Source organism: Roseomonas nitratireducens, assembly GCF_017813355.1.
GTDB lineage: Bacteria > Pseudomonadota > Alphaproteobacteria > Acetobacterales > Acetobacteraceae > Neoroseomonas > Neoroseomonas nitratireducens.
The window spans coordinates 500,234-515,468 of sequence record NZ_JAGIYZ010000001.1 but is presented as its reverse complement, the minus strand read 5'-3'; the positions used below and the strand labels follow the sequence as shown (position 1 = coordinate 515,468).

The 15,235-nt window shown below is 72.0% G+C and carries 13 protein-coding genes; 8 read left to right on the top strand and 5 right to left on the bottom strand.

From position 1 onward, the window contains the following. Positions 1–2: 2 nt before the first annotated feature. Together J5Y09_RS02355 and J5Y09_RS02350 are read right to left on the bottom strand one after the other, a co-directional pair. The gene (locus tag J5Y09_RS02355) at positions 3–2,057 is read right to left on the bottom strand and encodes a hydantoinase/oxoprolinase family protein (RefSeq protein WP_209350101.1); all 2,055 of its coding nucleotides are present in this window, start codon (positions 2,055–2,057) and stop codon (positions 3–5) included. Positions 2,058–2,202: 145 nt separating this feature from the next. Continuing rightward, positions 2,203–3,846, bottom strand: coding sequence for a hydantoinase B/oxoprolinase family protein (locus J5Y09_RS02350; RefSeq protein WP_209350099.1), 1,644 nt, complete (start codon positions 3,844–3,846; stop codon positions 2,203–2,205). A gap of 99 nt (positions 3,847–3,945) precedes the next feature. Between J5Y09_RS02350 and J5Y09_RS02345 the strand changes: the two genes are divergently transcribed. From J5Y09_RS02345 to J5Y09_RS02320, 6 genes are all read left to right on the top strand, one after another. Further along, complete coding sequence (locus J5Y09_RS02345; RefSeq protein ID WP_209350098.1) at positions 3,946–4,884, top strand: SMP-30/gluconolactonase/LRE family protein; 939 nt, start codon at positions 3,946–3,948, stop codon at positions 4,882–4,884. 61 nt (positions 4,885–4,945) lie between these two features. Continuing rightward, the gene (locus J5Y09_RS02340; RefSeq protein ID WP_209350096.1) at positions 4,946–6,073 is read left to right on the top strand and encodes an ABC transporter substrate-binding protein; all 1,128 of its coding nucleotides are present in this window, start codon (positions 4,946–4,948) and stop codon (positions 6,071–6,073) included. A 7-nt stretch (positions 6,074–6,080) separates the two neighbouring features. Continuing rightward, a complete protein-coding gene (locus J5Y09_RS02335) occupies positions 6,081–6,950 on the top strand; it encodes a branched-chain amino acid ABC transporter permease (RefSeq protein WP_209350095.1) in 870 nt (289 codons plus the stop codon). Continuing rightward, a complete protein-coding gene (locus tag J5Y09_RS02330) occupies positions 6,947–7,822 on the top strand; it encodes a branched-chain amino acid ABC transporter permease (protein WP_209350094.1) in 876 nt (291 codons plus the stop codon). Before J5Y09_RS02335 ends, J5Y09_RS02330 begins: the two co-directional genes overlap by 4 nt. Next, the gene (locus tag J5Y09_RS02325; RefSeq protein ID WP_209350092.1) at positions 7,819–8,577 is read left to right on the top strand and encodes an ABC transporter ATP-binding protein; all 759 of its coding nucleotides are present in this window, start codon (positions 7,819–7,821) and stop codon (positions 8,575–8,577) included. The genes J5Y09_RS02330 and J5Y09_RS02325 overlap by 4 nt, the downstream gene beginning before the upstream one ends. After that, positions 8,574–9,287, top strand: a complete 714-nt coding sequence (locus tag J5Y09_RS02320) for an ABC transporter ATP-binding protein (protein ID WP_209350091.1) — start codon at positions 8,574–8,576, stop codon at positions 9,285–9,287. The genes J5Y09_RS02325 and J5Y09_RS02320 overlap by 4 nt, the downstream gene beginning before the upstream one ends. A 69-nt stretch (positions 9,288–9,356) precedes the next feature. Here the strand turns inward: J5Y09_RS02320 and J5Y09_RS02315 are convergent, their stop codons facing one another. The 3 genes from J5Y09_RS02315 to J5Y09_RS02305 all read right to left on the bottom strand — a co-directional run bounded on the left by J5Y09_RS02315 (position 9,357) and on the right by J5Y09_RS02305 (position 12,791). Beyond that, entirely contained in the window at positions 9,357–10,742 is a 1,386-nt protein-coding gene (locus J5Y09_RS02315; protein ID WP_209350089.1) for a DHA2 family efflux MFS transporter permease subunit, read from the bottom strand. Between the two features lie 100 nt (positions 10,743–10,842). Continuing rightward, positions 10,843–11,838 (bottom strand): NADPH:quinone oxidoreductase family protein, encoded by a 996-nt coding sequence (locus J5Y09_RS02310; RefSeq protein ID WP_209350088.1) that lies wholly within the window; start codon positions 11,836–11,838, stop codon positions 10,843–10,845. Next, entirely contained in the window at positions 11,835–12,791 is a 957-nt protein-coding gene (locus tag J5Y09_RS02305; RefSeq protein ID WP_209350087.1) for a Bug family tripartite tricarboxylate transporter substrate binding protein, read from the bottom strand. The genes J5Y09_RS02310 and J5Y09_RS02305 overlap by 4 nt, the downstream gene beginning before the upstream one ends. Positions 12,792–12,857: 66 nt before the next feature. Between J5Y09_RS02305 and J5Y09_RS02300 the strand changes: the two genes are divergently transcribed. Together J5Y09_RS02300 and J5Y09_RS02295 are read left to right on the top strand one after the other, a co-directional pair. Beyond that, complete coding sequence (locus J5Y09_RS02300; protein WP_209350086.1) at positions 12,858–13,973, top strand: CaiB/BaiF CoA transferase family protein; 1,116 nt, start codon at positions 12,858–12,860, stop codon at positions 13,971–13,973. Further along, the gene (locus tag J5Y09_RS02295) at positions 13,970–15,235 is read left to right on the top strand and encodes a hydantoinase/carbamoylase family amidase (RefSeq protein ID WP_209350085.1); all 1,266 of its coding nucleotides are present in this window, start codon (positions 13,970–13,972) and stop codon (positions 15,233–15,235) included. Before J5Y09_RS02300 ends, J5Y09_RS02295 begins: the two co-directional genes overlap by 4 nt.

Here is a 15,235-nt window from a genome sequence, read left to right as displayed (position 1 = left end):
GGTCAGCCTTCCTCCGGCAAGGTCATCGTCAGCCAGCCGCGCCCGTCCATCCGCGCGCGGTCGCCAGGCAGCAGCAGCACCGTCGTCGTGTCGCTCTCCACGATCGCGGGCCCCGCGACCTCCTGCCCCGGCGCGAGGGCGGCGAAGCCCAGCACGGGCAGCGTCGCCTCCGCCCCGCCCAGCCGCGCGCGGCGCGTGGCGAAGGGCGCGGCCGGCGCCGCATCCTCGGGCGCGGGCGGCACCGGCATCGGCGGCAGCCGGCCGATCACCGCGAGGCGGGCATTGACCAGCACCACCTCCTCACCCTTCAGCGCGTAGGTGAAGAGGGATTCGTGGCGGGCGTGGAAGGCCTCGGTCACGCGCTGCGCCAGGCCCGGCGTGTCCCAGGCCACGTCCTCGAGCGGCACGGCGATCTCGAAGACCTGCTCGCCATAGCGCATGTCGGCCGCGCGGCGCGTCTCGACCGCGCCACCGAACCAGGCGGCGACGCGGGCGCGGCCTTCCTCCTCCAGCCCCGCCCAGATGGTGCGCAGCGCGTCGTCGGCCGGCACGCCGCCGGTGCCGATCTCGCTGCGCGCCATCTCGTAGCGCAGGTCCGTGTGCAGCATGCCCCAGGCGGACAGCCCGGCGGCGAAGACCGGCACGGCGACGCGCTTCATGCCAAGTTCCCGCGCGACCGCGCTCGCATGCAGCCCCGCCGCACCACCGAAGGCGAGCAGCGTGAAGTCGCGCGGATCGACGCCGCGCCGCACGGTCGCGACGCGGATGCCATCCGCCATGCGGACATTCGCGAGGCGATGCACGCCTTCGGCGGCCGCCATGGCATCGATGCCAAGCGCCGCGCCCAGCCGCTCGAAGGCGCGCAGCGCGCCATCCCGGTCGAGACTGCGCGCGCCACCCAGGAAATTCGCCGGATCGAGGTAGCCCAGCACCAGGTTGGCGTCCGTCACGGCCGGTTCCGTGCCGCCCTGACCATAGGCGACCGGCCCCGGCACCGCCCCGGCGCTGCGCGGGCCCACCTGCAGCGTGCCGCCCGCGCCGACATGGCCGATGGACCCGCCGCCCGCGCCGAGCGTGACGATGTCCAGGCTCTCGAGTGCGATGCGCTCGCCCCCCACCGTGCGGCCGCGGCCGAGCGCCGCTTCCCCATCCTGCACCAGCGCGATGTCGGTCGAGGTGCCGCCGACGTCGAAGGTGATGAGATCCTCCCCCACCCCGCGTTGCGCCAGCGCCACCCCCGCCGCGACGCCGCCCGCGGGGCCCGACAGCGCCGTGCCCGCCGCGAGCCTCGCCGCTTCCTCGACCGGCGCGACGCCGCCATGGGACAGGATGACGAAGACCGGCCCGCCATAGCCGGCGTCCTTGAGCCTTCCCCGCAGCCGCGCGAGGTAGCGCGAGACGATCGGGCCGACATAGGCGTTCACGCAGGCGGTCGAGAAGCGCTCGAACTCCTTGATCTGCGGCAGGACCTCCGCGCTCGTCGTGACGAACACGCCAGGCAGCGCGGCGCGCACCGCATCCGCCGCGGCACGTTCATGCGCGTCGTCGCGCCAGGAATGCAGGAAGCAGATCGCCACCGCTTCCACCTGCGCTTCCTTCAGCCGCGCGATGGCGGCGTCGAGCGAGGCGCGGTCGAGCGGCAGCTCGACGCGCCCGTCGGGGCGGATGCGCTCGCGCACGGGCAGGCGCAGGCGGCGCGGCACCAGCGCGGGCGCGGCGGGCAGGCGAAGGTCGTAGCGCTCGGGCTTGAGCCCTTCGCGCATCTCGATCACGTCGCGATGCCCTTCGGTGGTAAGCATCGCCACGCGCGCGCCCTTGCGTTCCAGCAGCGCGTTGGTCGCGACGGTCGTGCCGTGCACGATGCGCTCGGTGCGCGCCAGCAGGTCGGCCAGCGTCACGCCGAGGCGATCGGCGAGCACGGCGAGGCCGGCGATCACACCCTCGCTCTGGTCGGCGGGGGTGCTCGCGGCCTTGGCGAGCGTGGTGGCGCCGTCGGCCGCCACGCAGACCACGTCGGTGAAGGTGCCGCCGACGTCGATGCCGATGCGGTAGGTCATGTGACGTGCGGGGGAGGGGAACCTCCCCCGAACCCCCTCCCTTCTTCATCTGTTTGGGAACTGACGTCGGAGGTCAGTCTCCAGGTGAAAAAAGAAGGAGGGGGGCTCGGGGGGAGTTCCCTCCCCCCGACCTTTCTACAGCCGTTCAAAGCAACCCCTCCTCCGCATCCCGCGCCCGCGCCGCCGGATCGCGCTTCTCCGGCGGCCCCCATCCGCCGCCGCCGCCCGCGCGCACATGCAGCACGTCGCCAGGCGCGAGCGGAATGCCGACTTCCTTGGTGCGCAAATCGCGCGACGTGCCGTCCGCACGCCGCAGCGTGTAGTGGTGCGGCGCCGCGTCGCGCCCGCCGAGCATTCCTGCAGCGCCGTACTTCACGCCGTCGCCCGCGGTGTTGGCGACCGACGGGCCGTCGGTTTCGAGCCGCAATTCGAGTTCGCCGCCGAGCCCGCCGCGGAAGGTGCCGTCCCCCGCGCTGCCCGGGCGGAATTCGTGCCTGGCGAAGAACAGCGGAAAGCGCGCCTCGGCCATCTCCACGCTGCCGAACTTCAGCCCGCCCGCGGAATGCCATTCGCCGGCGGTGGACCAGCCATCGCCCTTCGACGATCCGCCCCCGCCGGGCCGTGCGTGGAACAGGTGCCACACGAAGGGCCGGTCAGGGCGGCGCGCGTCGCGGCCCTTGATGGCGACGCGGAAGCGCCGCCCCCAGCCGCCCATGGCGCGCTCGGGGCAGGAATTCGCAAGCGCCTTCACCACCGCCTCGACGATCTCGTTCGAGCAGTGGGAGGTGCACATGGTCACGGGCGCGCCTTCGCGCGGCAGCACGATGGTGCCTTCCTTCGCGATGATCTCGATGGGGCGGAAGCAGCCGTCGTTCTTGGCGACCTCCGGGTCGAGCAGGAAGGCGATCGCCATGCGCACCGCGCTGACCGTGTTGGGCCAGGAGGAATTGAGGAAGGAGGGCACCTGCGGCGCGGAATCGGACAGGTCGACGACGATGGAATCGCCGCGCTTGACGACGCGGGCGCGGATCGGGATGTCGGTCTGGCCGAAGCCGTCATCGTCGAGGAAGGCCTCCCCGCGCCATTCGCCATCCTTCCAGGACGCGATGATGCGCCGCGCATGGGCTTCGGACAGGGCAAGGATGGCCGCGACGGCCGCTTCCGTCTCGGCAGCGCCGTGCTTGGCGAGAACGGCGAGCAGGCGCTTCTCGCCGAGGTGCGCCGCGCCGATCATCGCCATCAGGTCGCCGCGCACCTCCCGCGGCAGGCGGGTGTTGGTGACGATCATGCGCACCAGGTCGGCGCGCGCCACGCGCCCCTGGCCGAGCAGGATGGGCGGCAGCCGCAACCCTTCCTGGAATATCTCGGTCGCGGCGGGGTTGTAGGCGCCGTGCGTGCCGCCGCCGATGTCGGTGTGGTGCGCGCGCACGACGGAGAAGAACAGCAGCCGCCCTTCGCCGAAGACCGGCACGATGATGGTCAGGTCCGGCAAATGCGACCCGCCATGATAGGGGTCGTTCAGCAGGTAGATGTCGCCATCCGCGATCGCGTCGCCGAAGGCCTCCCGCACCGCCTGCACGGCGAAGGGCATGGCGCCGACATGGACCGGGATGTGGTCCGCCTGGGCGAGCAGCCGGGCCTGCGCGTCGCACAGCGCGATGGAGAAATCGCGGGAGGAGTTCAGGATCTGCGAATAGGCGGTGCGCAGCATCGCCTCCCCCATCTCCTCGACGATGGCGCGGAAGCGGTTGTCGAGGACCGACAGGGTCACGGGATCGGGCTGGCTCATGGCGGAACGCTCCGGCGCGCGGGCGCCGCCGTCAAGGCTTCGCAGCCATCCGATCGCGGTCCATGATCCGGCCCAACGAGGCAAGGGGAAGGAAGCGCCATGGCCGTCATCGTCGAGAACCCGGATCTGCGCATCGTCACGGACGGGCTGCGCTTTCCCGAAGGCCCGGTCGCCATGCCGGACGGGTCGGTCGCGCTGGTCGAGATCGAGGCGCGGCGCCTCACCCGCGTCGCGGCGAATGGCGCCAAGAGCACCATCGCGACGGTGGGCGGCGCGCCGAACGGATTGGCGCTGGGCCCGGCCGGGATGCTGTACGTCTGCAACAATGGCGGCTTCTCCTGGCATGACGAGCCCGGGATGCTGCGCCCGACCGGCCAGTCGCCCGACTATTCCGGCGGGCGGATCGAGCGGATCGACCCGGCGACCGGCGCGGTCGAGACGCTGTATCGCGCGGTGGACGGCCGCCCCCTGCGCGGCCCGAACGACCTGATGTTCGACGCGCATGGCGGCTTCTGGTTCAGCGACCTGGGCAAGGTCCGCGCGCGCGACCGCGACCATGGCGGCGCCTATTGGGGCGCGGCGGATGGCTCGCGCGCGGTCGAAGCCGCCTTCCCCATCTTCGGCGGCGCCAACGGCATCGGCATCAGCCCCGATGGCCGGACGCTGTACGTGGCCGAGACCGAGACTGGGCGGCTCTGGGCCTGGGACGTGGAAGGGCCCGGCCAGCTGCGCAAGGAACCCTGGCCGTCGTCCAATGGCGGGCGCGTGCTGTGCCAGTTCCCGGGCTATCGGCGGCTGGACAGCATCGCGATCGCCGCGTCCGGCAACATCATCGTCGCCACGCTGGTGAGCGGGGAGATCACGACCGTCTCGCCCGCTGGCGAGATCCTGCGCGTGGTGAAGATGCCCGAGCGGATGCCGACGAACATCTGCTTCGGCGGGGCCGATATGCGCACCGCGTACATCACCCTTTCCACCAGCGGGAAGCTTGCCGCGATGCAATGGGACGAACCCGGATTCCGCCTGCCGCACGGTTGACAGGGGCAGGGCACGGGCGGAGGCTTCGCGCCAACAAGCAAGGCTTGAGGGAGTGAAGTCCATGACCGGTCCGCTGATCGCGCGCCGCGCGCTGCTCGGCACGGCGCTCGCCGCGCCCTTCATCCGCCCGTCCTTCGCGCAGGGCTCCGATCCCTATGTGATCGGCACCCTGTTTCCGATGAGCGGGCCGAACGGCGAATACGGCAAGCTGTTCACCGACGGCGCCGCCCTCGCCATCGAACACGCCCGCGCCGACGGCACGCTGCGCCGGCCCATGCGCATCCAGGCCGAGGACACCCAGGCCCTGCCGCAGCAGGGCGTGATCGGCATGAACAAGCTGGTGAACGTGGACCGGGCGCATTTCGTGCTGGTGGGCTTCACCTCGGTGTCGAAGGCGGTGGCACCCGTGGGCGACCGGGCCAAGACCGTCATGGTCAATGGCGGCGCGGTCGGGCCGGACCTCGCAGGGCTGTCGCCCTATTTCTGGAACGTCATCCCGCTCGCGCACCTGGAAACCCAGGCCTTCCTGCCCTTCCTGATGCGGCGGAACCTCAAGCGCATCGCGCTGGTCTATGTGGACGACCCGCTGGGCGACGCGATCCTCGGCCTGCTGCGGACGGAACTGCCCAAGGTAGGTGGGGAACTGACCGGCACCTTCTCCATCCCGCGCACGGCGCAGCAATTCGGCCCCGTGGCCGCGCGCATCCGCCAGGCCCGACCGGACGCGGTCTATGTCGCCTCCTTCGGCGCACAGCAGGCGCAGATCATCAAGGGGCTGCGGGACAACGGCATCTCCCAGCCGCTGGTCGGCTATTCGGCGCTGTCGATCGCCTCCGTCACCTCGATCCCCGAGGCCGAGGGCGTCATCTTCACCAGCCAGAAGTTCGACTACACCGGCGGGTCGGAGATCACGCGCCGCTTCGCCGCCGACTTCAAGGCGCGGCACAATGCCGAGCCCGGCACCTACAACGCCAACTACTACAACGCGACGCGGCTGTTCGCCCTGCTGGCGCGGGAGCTTGAACGCGAGAACGCCGCCGTCAACGGCGACAGCCTGCGCGCGACGCTGCTGCGCGTGCGGGAATTCGACCTGGTCGGCGGCAAGGGCACCTTCGACGACCAGGGCAACATGTCGGCGGAGATCCAGGTGAACGAGATCCGCGGCGGGCGCGTGGTGCCGATCGCCTGATCCGCCCGTGCTGTTCCTCCAGCTCCTGCTGCAGGGCCTCCAGACGGGGGCCCTGTACGCGCTGACCGCGGCCGGCTTCGCGCTCATCTTCGGCGCGACGCGCATCTTCCATTTCGCGCACGGCATCTCCTTCACGCTCGCGGGCTACGCCTTCCTGTTCGCCTGGAATGCCGGCTGGCCCTGGTGGGCGGGCGCGATGGTGGGCGTCGTCGCCGCGACGCTGTTCGGGCTGGCGATGGAACGCGTCGTCTACCGCCCCATCCAGCGGCATGAAGGGTCCTTCTTCACGGTCTTCGTCGCCGCCTTCGGCGTCGCGGTGGTGGTGCAGAATCTGGTCGGCATGCTGGCCGGGCGCGGCTTCGCGAGCGTGGACACGCCGCTGTCCCGCGCCACCGAGGTGATGCCCGACGTCTTCCTCGCGCCGATCTTCTGGATCGCGATCGGCGTCGCGGTGGTGCTCTTCGCTGCACTTTCGGCCTTCCTCACGCGCACCCATGCCGGGGTGGCGCTGCGCGCGCTGGCGCAGAATCCGGACCTGCTGCGCGCCTATGGGCTTTCGTCCAACCGGCTGTCGATGCTCGCCTTCGCGCTCGGTTCCGCCATGGCGGCGCCCGCGGCGGTGCTGACGGCGATGACGACCGGGCTGAACGAGGCGATCGGCCACCATGTCATGCTCATCTCCATGGCGGCGACGATCGTGGGCGGCGTGGGGTCCCTGCGCGGCGCCGCGCTTGCGGGGCTGATGCTCGGCGTGGCGGAATCGGTCGCGCTGCAGGTCGTCGACACGCAATGGGCGGAGGCGGTCTCCTTCCTCGTGCTCTTCGCCTTCATCATCTTCCGGCCGAGCGGCTTCTTCGGGGTGACGCAGACGCGATGACGGCCTATCTCGCCAACCTCGCGACGCTGGTCGCGATCTTCGGCATCCTCGCCGCGACGCTGAACTTCGTGGTCGGCTTTGCCGGCATCTTCTCGGTCGCGCATGCGGTGTTCTTCGGCCTCGGCGCCTATGCCGGGGCGCAGGTCGCGCTGCAATTCTTCCCTGACGCGCTGCTCGCCTGCCTGGTGGCGGCGGTGGTGGCGGGCGGGCTCTCGCTCTGCCTCGCCCTGCCGGCGCTGCGCGTGCGGGGCGAATACTTCGTCGCCGCCTCGCTCGGCCTGCAGATGATGGCGACGACGCTGTTCTCGGAAGCCAAGGCCTTCACGGGCGGCATCGGCGGGCTCGTCGCCATTCCGCGCCCGACGGTGGCGGGGATCGAGGTCGGCGTCCTGCCGCTCGCGCTGGTGGCGCTGGCGCTGATCCTGTTCCTGACGGCGCGGCTGCAGCGCGGCGCCTTCGGCCGCACGCTGCAATCGATCCGGGATGCGGAAAGCGCGGCCGAGGCACTGGGCAAGAACGTCGCGGCGGCGAAGACGCTCGCCGTCGCCTTCGCCTGCGCCGGCGCGGGCATCGGCGGCGCGCTGTTCGCGCTGCACCTGTCCTTCGTGAATGTCGAGAGCTTCACCATGGACCAGTCGGTGCTGGTGATGGCGATGGTCATCATCGGCGGCACGGGCACGCTGTGGGGCCCGCTGATCGGCGCGGTGCTGCTGCTGTCCCTGCCCTCGGGCCTCGCCTTCCTGCCCTTCATCCCGGCGACCGAGGTCGGCGCCGTGCAGCAGATCGTGTACGGCCTGGCCATGACGCTGCTGATGATCTTCCGCCCCGCCGGCCTGGTCGGCGACCTGTCGAAGGGGCGCGCGACGGCATGACCGAGATCCTGCTGAAATCCGAGAACCTCGCGCGCGCCTTCGGCGGGCTGCAGGCGGTGGCGGGCGTCTCGCTCTCACTGCCCGCGGGGCGCGTCACCGCGCTGGTCGGGCCGAACGGCGCGGGCAAGACGACGACCTTCAACCTCATCACCGGCAACCTCCGCGCCGATTCCGGCACGGCGCAGATCCGCGGCAAGCCGATCATGGGGCTGAAGCCCTGGCAGGTCGCGCGGCTCGGCGTCGCGCGGTCCTTCCAGGACCTGCGGCTGTTCACGCACATGACGGTGCGGGAGAACGTGCTCGCCGCGACCGAGACGGCGTCCTGGTTCTGGCAGCCAGGCGGGGCGCGGGCGCGGCGGCAGCGCGAGGACCGTGCGGCGGCCGCGCTGGAGGCGACGGGCCTGTCGGCCCTGGCAGATGCACGCGCGATCGACCTTGCCTATGCGGAGCGGAAATTCCTGTCCATGGCGCGCATCCTGGCGGCCGAGGCCGATATCTGGCTGCTCGACGAACCGGCCTCCGGGCTCGACCTCGCCTCCCGCCTGCGCTTCGGCGAATTGCTGCGCGCGGCGACGGCGTGCGGCGTCGCGATCTGCCTGATCGAGCACAACCTCGACGTGGTGGCGGAACTGTCGGACCGCATCGCCTTCCTCGACCAAGGGCGCGTGCTGGCGGAAGGGGAACCGCAGGCGATCCTGCGCGACCCCGCGCTCGCCGCCATCTATTTCGGCGACCGGCCGCAGGAGGCGGCGTGAGCGACACCGCACTCGAGGCCCTTGGCCTCTCCGCCGGCTTCGGCGGCCGCGAAGTGCTGCAGGATGTCTCGCTCACGCTGAAGGCGGGCGAGATCCTCTGCCTGATCGGCCACAATGGCGCGGGGAAATCCACGCTGCTGCGCGTGCTGTTCGGCCTGCATCGGCCATCGGCCGGCACGCTGCGCGTCTTCGGCGCGACGCCCGCTTCCTACACGCCGGCCGCCCTCGGCGCCGCGGGCGTGGCGCTCGTGCCGGAAGGGCGCGGCGTGTTTCCCGATCTGACGGTGGACGAGATCTTCGGCCTAGCCCTGTGGTCCGCGGGCGTCCCCTCCTCCGGCCAGAAGGAGAGGATCGAGGAGGTGCTCGAGGTGCTGCCGCGCATCCGCGAATTCCGTACGCGGCGCGCGGGCACGCTGTCCGGCGGGCAGCAGCAGATGGTCTCGATCGGCCGCGCGCTGCTGACGCGCCCGCGCGTGCTGCTGCTGGACGAACCCTCGATCGGGCTCGCGCCGAAGCTGTTCCAGGACCTGATCCGCCCGATCGCGGCCCTGCGGCAAAGCCGCGGCATGTCGATCCTGCTGGTCGAGCAGAATGTGCGCGAGGCCTTCGCCGTGTCCGACCGCGTGCTGGTGATGCGGTCCGGCCGCTTCATCTTCGAAGGCGCGCCGGCGGAACTCGACGACCATGCGAAGCTGATGGAACTCTTCTAGCGCCCGATCCGCGAAGGCGGCATCGCCGAGGCGGTGGATCGGGCGTTCAAGCCACGGCCGGATCGCGGTTCAGCGCCGGTGCCCCGATACCTCCGCCCCCGCATCCGGCGCTAGCCGCGCATGCAGCGGGATGGAGGCCAGAACCACCACCGCGGCCACCAGGAAGCCGGTCGAAAAATCCGCCACCGCCAGCCCGTCCCGCCCATGCAGGGCGAGCGACGCCTCGAGCGTCGTCGTCGCCAGCACGACGCCGAGCGCCGGCGTCAGCTGCTGCAGCGTGCCGTACAGCGCCGTCGCGCGCGACATGCGCTCGGTCGGCACATCGGCGAAGGCGAGCGTGTTCAGCGCGGTGAACTGCAGGCTGCGCGCGAGCCCGCCCGCGGCCAGCAGCAGGAAGATCGCCACCCCCGGCCAGGCCGGCGTCAGCAGCGCGAGCGCGGCGATGCCCGCCGCCGCCAGCACCCTGTTGGCCAGCAGCGCCGCGCGGAAGCCGGTGCGCCTGAGCAGCGGGCGCACGAGCGGCTTCATCGCGAAGGCGCCGAGCGCGGTGGCGAAGGAGACGAAGCCGCTTTCCGTCGCGCTCATGCCGAAGCCGATCTGCAGCATGACGGGGATCAGGAAAGGCACCGCGCCCGCGCCGGTGCGGAACAGGCTGCCGGCCACCGCCGGGTCGCGGAAGGTCGCGATGCGGAACAGCGAAAGATCGACCGCCGGCTGCGGCACGCGCCGGCAATGCCGCACCGCCAGCGCGCCCGCCACGAGCCCGAGCGCAAGCCCCGTCCAGGACATCCAGCCGGGCACGACGTGCCGGCCCACCGTCTCAAGCCCGAACATCAGCGCGGCCAGCGCCACGCCCGTCAGCACCAGCCCCATCACGTCCGGCGGCCCGGGCCGCGCGGGGGCGACATGCGGGATCTTCCAGGCAACCAGCACCACGCCGATCAGCCCGATCGGCACGTTGATCCAGAACACCGCGCGCCAGGAAAACAGGTCGGTCAGCAACCCGCCCAGCGGCGGCCCGGTGACGGGCCCAAGCAGCGCCGGCATGGTCAGCCAGGCCATGGCGGACAGCATGTCGCGCTTCTCAACCCCGCGCAGCAGCAGCAGGCGCCCGACGGGCACCATCATCGCCCCGCCCACGCCCTGCAGCACGCGGAAGGCGACGAGCTCGCCAAGCCCATCCGCGCGCCCGCACAGCAGCGACGCCGCGACGAAGACCATGATGGCGAGCATGAAGACGCGCTTCGCGCCGAAGCGGTCGGCGATCCAGGCGGAAAAGGGAATGAAGACGGTCAGCGAGACGAGGTAGGCGGTGATGGCGGCACCGAGCCGCGCGGGGTCCTCGTTCAGGTCGCGCGCCATGGAGGGCAGCGCCGTCGCGAGCACCGCGCTGTCCAGGTTCTGCATGAACAGCGCGGAGGCGACGATCAGCGCGACGCCGCGATGATCCTTCATGAGGCGTGGGGGGAGAAGGGAACTTCTCCCCCCATACCCCCCTCAACCTTCTTTCGAAACGCGGGGGAGGTTCCCCTCCCCCGACCTTCCGCACCGCGCGTCACGGCCGCAGCACCACCCGCCCCGCGCTGCGCCGCCCCCGCACCTCCGCCATCGCCGCGCGGAAGCCTTCCAGCGGAAACGCGGCATGCACCTCGGGCTTCAGCGCGCCATCGCGCCACCACCCCATCAGCCGCGCCCACAGCTCCCGCGCGCGCGGCGCGTGCAGGCGCCGGTTGTCGCCCGGCGACCAGCCGACATAGGTGCCCCAGTTCACCCCCGCGACCGCGATGTTCTTCAGCAGCAGGATGTTCGCCGCCACGGTCGGGATGCCGCCGCCGGCGAAGCCCACCACCACCAGCGTCCCGCCATCGCCCAGGCAGCGGAGCGAATCCTCAAAGGCATCGCCGCCGATCGTGTCCAGCACGCAGGCCACGCCCTGCCCGCCGGTCGCGTCCCGCACCGCGTCGCGGAAGGGTGCAGCGCTGTCGAGCACCACATCCGCGCCGCGATCGCGCAGCAATGCATGTTTGGCCGCACCCGCGCGCGCGACCACGCGGCAGCCGACGGCCTTGGCGATCTCCACCCCCGAGAGCCCGACGCCACCCGCCGCGCCGTGCACCAGCACCCAGTCGCCGGCCGAGATCCGCGCGCGCCAGAGCAGCCCGGCGCCCGCCGTGGGGTAGGAGATGGGGAAGGCCACCGCCGGTTCGGCGGGTAGCCCCTCGGGGATCGGCACCACATGGATGTCGTCCGCGATCGCTTCCTCGGCATAGCCGCCCCAGTCGAGCACGGCGAAGACGCGGCTGCCCGGCGGCGGCGCCTCGGCATCCGGCGCGGCCTCGATCACCGTGCCCACCACCTCAGTGCCCGGCACGAAGGGCAGCGGCGGCTTTCGCTGGTACTTGCCCGCGACGACGAGTTGCGTTGCGAAGGACACGCCCGCCGCCTCGACGCGGATGCGCACGCCGTGCGGGCGCATCGCCGGCGGCGGGATGTCCTTCACCTCCAGCGCATCGAAGTCGCGCCAGGATTCGCAGAGGATCGCGCGCATCATTCCATCCGGATGCTGGCGGCGCGCACGATGGCGCCGAATTTCTCGGATTCGCGGCGGCAGAAGGCGTCGAATTCCGCCGGCGTGTCGGCCACCGGATCGGCGCCGAGCGGCGCGAGCCGCGCCCGCACCTCCGGGTCGCGCACCGCCACGGCGACCGCGCGCTGCATCCGTTCCGCGATGGCCATCGGCGTCCGCGGCGGCGCCCATATCCCGTACCAGGTCGATATCACCAGGTCAGGGAAGCCCGCCTCGGCCGAGGTCGGCAGGTCCGGATAGACGGCGATGCGCCGCGCATCGAGTGCGGCGAGCGGCCGCAGCAGCCCTTCGCGCACCGCGCCCGCGCCGGCCGGCACGCTGTCGAACATCACCTGCACGTTGCCCGCGATCAGGTCCTGGATCGCGGGGCCGGCGCCGCGATAGGGGATGTGCACCATGTCCACGCCGGCGATCTGCTTGAACATCTCGCCCGCCAGGTGCTGCGCCCCGCCGATCGAGGAGGAGGCATAGGCGACGCGCCCCGGATTGGCCTTGGCATGGTCCGCGAGGTCCCGCAGCGAGCGCACCGGCAGGCGCGGATTCACCAGCGCGACGAGCGGCACCATCGCCATGTTCGTCACCGGCGTGAAGTCGTTGAGCGCGTCGTAGGGCATGTTGCGGTTGATGTGCGGAATGATGACATGCGCCGAGGCGTTCACCAGGAACACGCCGCCGTCCGGCGCCGCGCGCGCCACCTCGGCCGATCCGATGGTGCCGGAGGCGCCGGGCTTGTTCTCGACCACCAGCGGCTGGCCGAGTTCCTGCTGCGCGCGCTGCGCGACCACGCGGCCCACCAGGTCGGTCGGCCCGCCCGGCGGATAGGGGACGATGCAGCGCACCGGCCGGCTCGGCCAGTCCTGCGCCAGCGCCGGCGTCGCCAGCGCGGTGCCGAGCAGCGCGCGTCGCGTGATCCTCATGGCATCCCCTTCCCTTGTTCTGTCTTCGCGTCAGGATAGGCCCGGAAACGCGCAGGAGGAAACGCGATGGACGAGGCGATGCGCCCCTACCGGGGGATCCGCGTGCTCGATGCCGGCCAGGGCATCGCCGGGCCCTATTGCGGCATGATGCTCGCCGCCTGCGGCGCCGATGTCATCAAGCTGGAACCGGCCGAAGGCGACTGGTCCCGCGCGCTGGGCTCCGCCAACGAGGGCGTCTCGGTGATGACGGTCTGCTTCAACCGCGGCAAGCGGTCCGTCGTGCTCGACCTGAAGTCCGATGAGGGCCGTGCGGCCGCCGCGCGGCTCGCATCGCAGGCCGATGTGCTGATCGAGGCCTTCCGCCCCGGTGTCGCCGCGCGCATCGGCCTGGGGCCGGAAAACGCGAAGGCCGATGCGGTGTGCCTCTCCATCTCCGGCTTCGGCCAGCGCGGGCCGTATCGCGAGCGCCCCTGCACCGATTCCGTGGCGCAGGCCTTCTCGGGCTTCGTCTCGCTCAATGCCGGGTCGGATGGCGCGCCGCACAAGGCGGGGCCCTTCATCGCCGACATGGCGACCGGCATCTGGGCGTTTTCCGCCGTGCAGGTGGCACTCGCCGCGCGGGCACAGGACAGCGCGCCGCGGCAGCGCGTCATCGACATGTCGCTGATGGCCGCGACGTCGAACCTGCTGACGCACCAGATCGCCGAATGGGGCTACCAGCAGAAGCCCGCCGCGCCGCCCAACGCGCCCGCCGGCGCCTATCAATGCTCGGACGGCGCCTGGGTGATGGTGACGCTGGTGCGCGAAGCCGAATGGCTCGCCATCTGCGACGCGCTCGAGATTCCAGACGCCAAGGCCGATCCGCGCTTCACCTCCTTCCCCCTGCGCTGGGAGCATCGGGAGGAGCTCTACGCCATCGTCCGCGCCGCCTTCGCGAGGCGCACATCCGACGAATGGGTGGCGCGGCTGCAGGGCGCGCGGTTGCTGGCGGACCGCGTCAACTCGCCGCTCGACTGGCTGGCGAACGAGCATGTCGTCGCCTATGGCGCCGCCTCTCGCGTGCCGCAGCCGCAGTTGGGCGAGGTGCCGCTGCCCATGCTGCCGGGCCTCGGCCACTGGCACGCCCCCGCGCCGACGCTCGGCCAGCACACGGCGGAGGTGCTGGCGGAACTCGGCGCGTGAGCCTCCCCGCCGCGCTCGCGGCCGAGGCACCGCGCGCGCAGGCGATGCTCGACCGGCTGGCGACAATCGGCGCCGATTCGCCGGGGATCACGCGCCACGCCTTCGACGAGCGCGAGAACGCCGCGCATGATCTCGCCATCGCGCAGGCGAACCGCCTCGGGCTGGAGGTGATGCGCGACGCCGCGACGAACCTCTACCTCACCTGGCCCGGCGAGGACCGCGCGGCGCCGCGCATCATGCTCGGCTCCCACTTCGACAGCGTGCGCCATGGCGGGAATTTCGACGGCGCGGCGGGCGTCGTCGCCGCGCTCGCCGCCGTCTCTGCCCTGCACGCGACCGGGTTCGCGCCCCGCGCCGACATCACCATCGCCGCCTTCCGCTGCGAGGAAGCGGTCTGGTTCGGCCTCGGCCTGATCGGCAGCCGCGCCGCGCTCGGCATCCTGCCGCAGGAGGCGCTGGACCGCCGCCGCGCCGACACCGGCCGCACGCTCGCCGAGCACATCGCGGCCTGCGGCGGCGACCCCGGCGCCATCCGCCCCGGCGCGCGGCTGCTGCCGCCGGGGCCGATCCGCTGCTTCCTCGAAGCGCATATCGAACAGGCGCCGTCGCTGATCGAAGCGGGCGTTCCGCTGGCCATCTGCACCGGCATCCCCGGCAACATCCGCCACGCCGCGATCCGCATCGCGGGGGAGGACGCGCATGTCGGCCTGCCCCGCCGCTTCCGCCGCGACGCCGCGCTGGCGGGCGCCGACATCCTCACCGCGCTGGACGCGATGTGGGCTGAGGAGGAAGCGGCCGGACGCGCCATGGCCTTCACCATCGGCCGCTTCCACACCGACACGGCGAAGCACGAGATCACCGTCGTGCCGGGCGACTTCACCTTCTCGATCGACCTGCGCGCCTACGACGCCGACCACCTGGCCGCGCTGGAACGCCGCTTCCACGCCATCCTCGATGCCACCGCCGCGCGGCGGGGCGTGAGCATCGACCGCGGCGCGCGCAACGCCGCCCCGGTCGGCCCCTGCGATGCCGGGTTGCAGGCCGCGCTCGCCGCGGCCGCCGCGCGCATGGGCGTCGCGACCCGGCCGCTCGGCTCCCCCGCCTCCCACGACGCGGCGAATTTCGCCGCCGCGGGCACGCCGACGGGCCTGCTGCTGATCCGCAACGCGAATGGCAGCCACAACCCGCGAGAGGCGATGGAGACCGCCGACCTCATGGCCGCCGCCGCGACCTTCGCGGCATTCCTCCGCGACGCCGGCTGA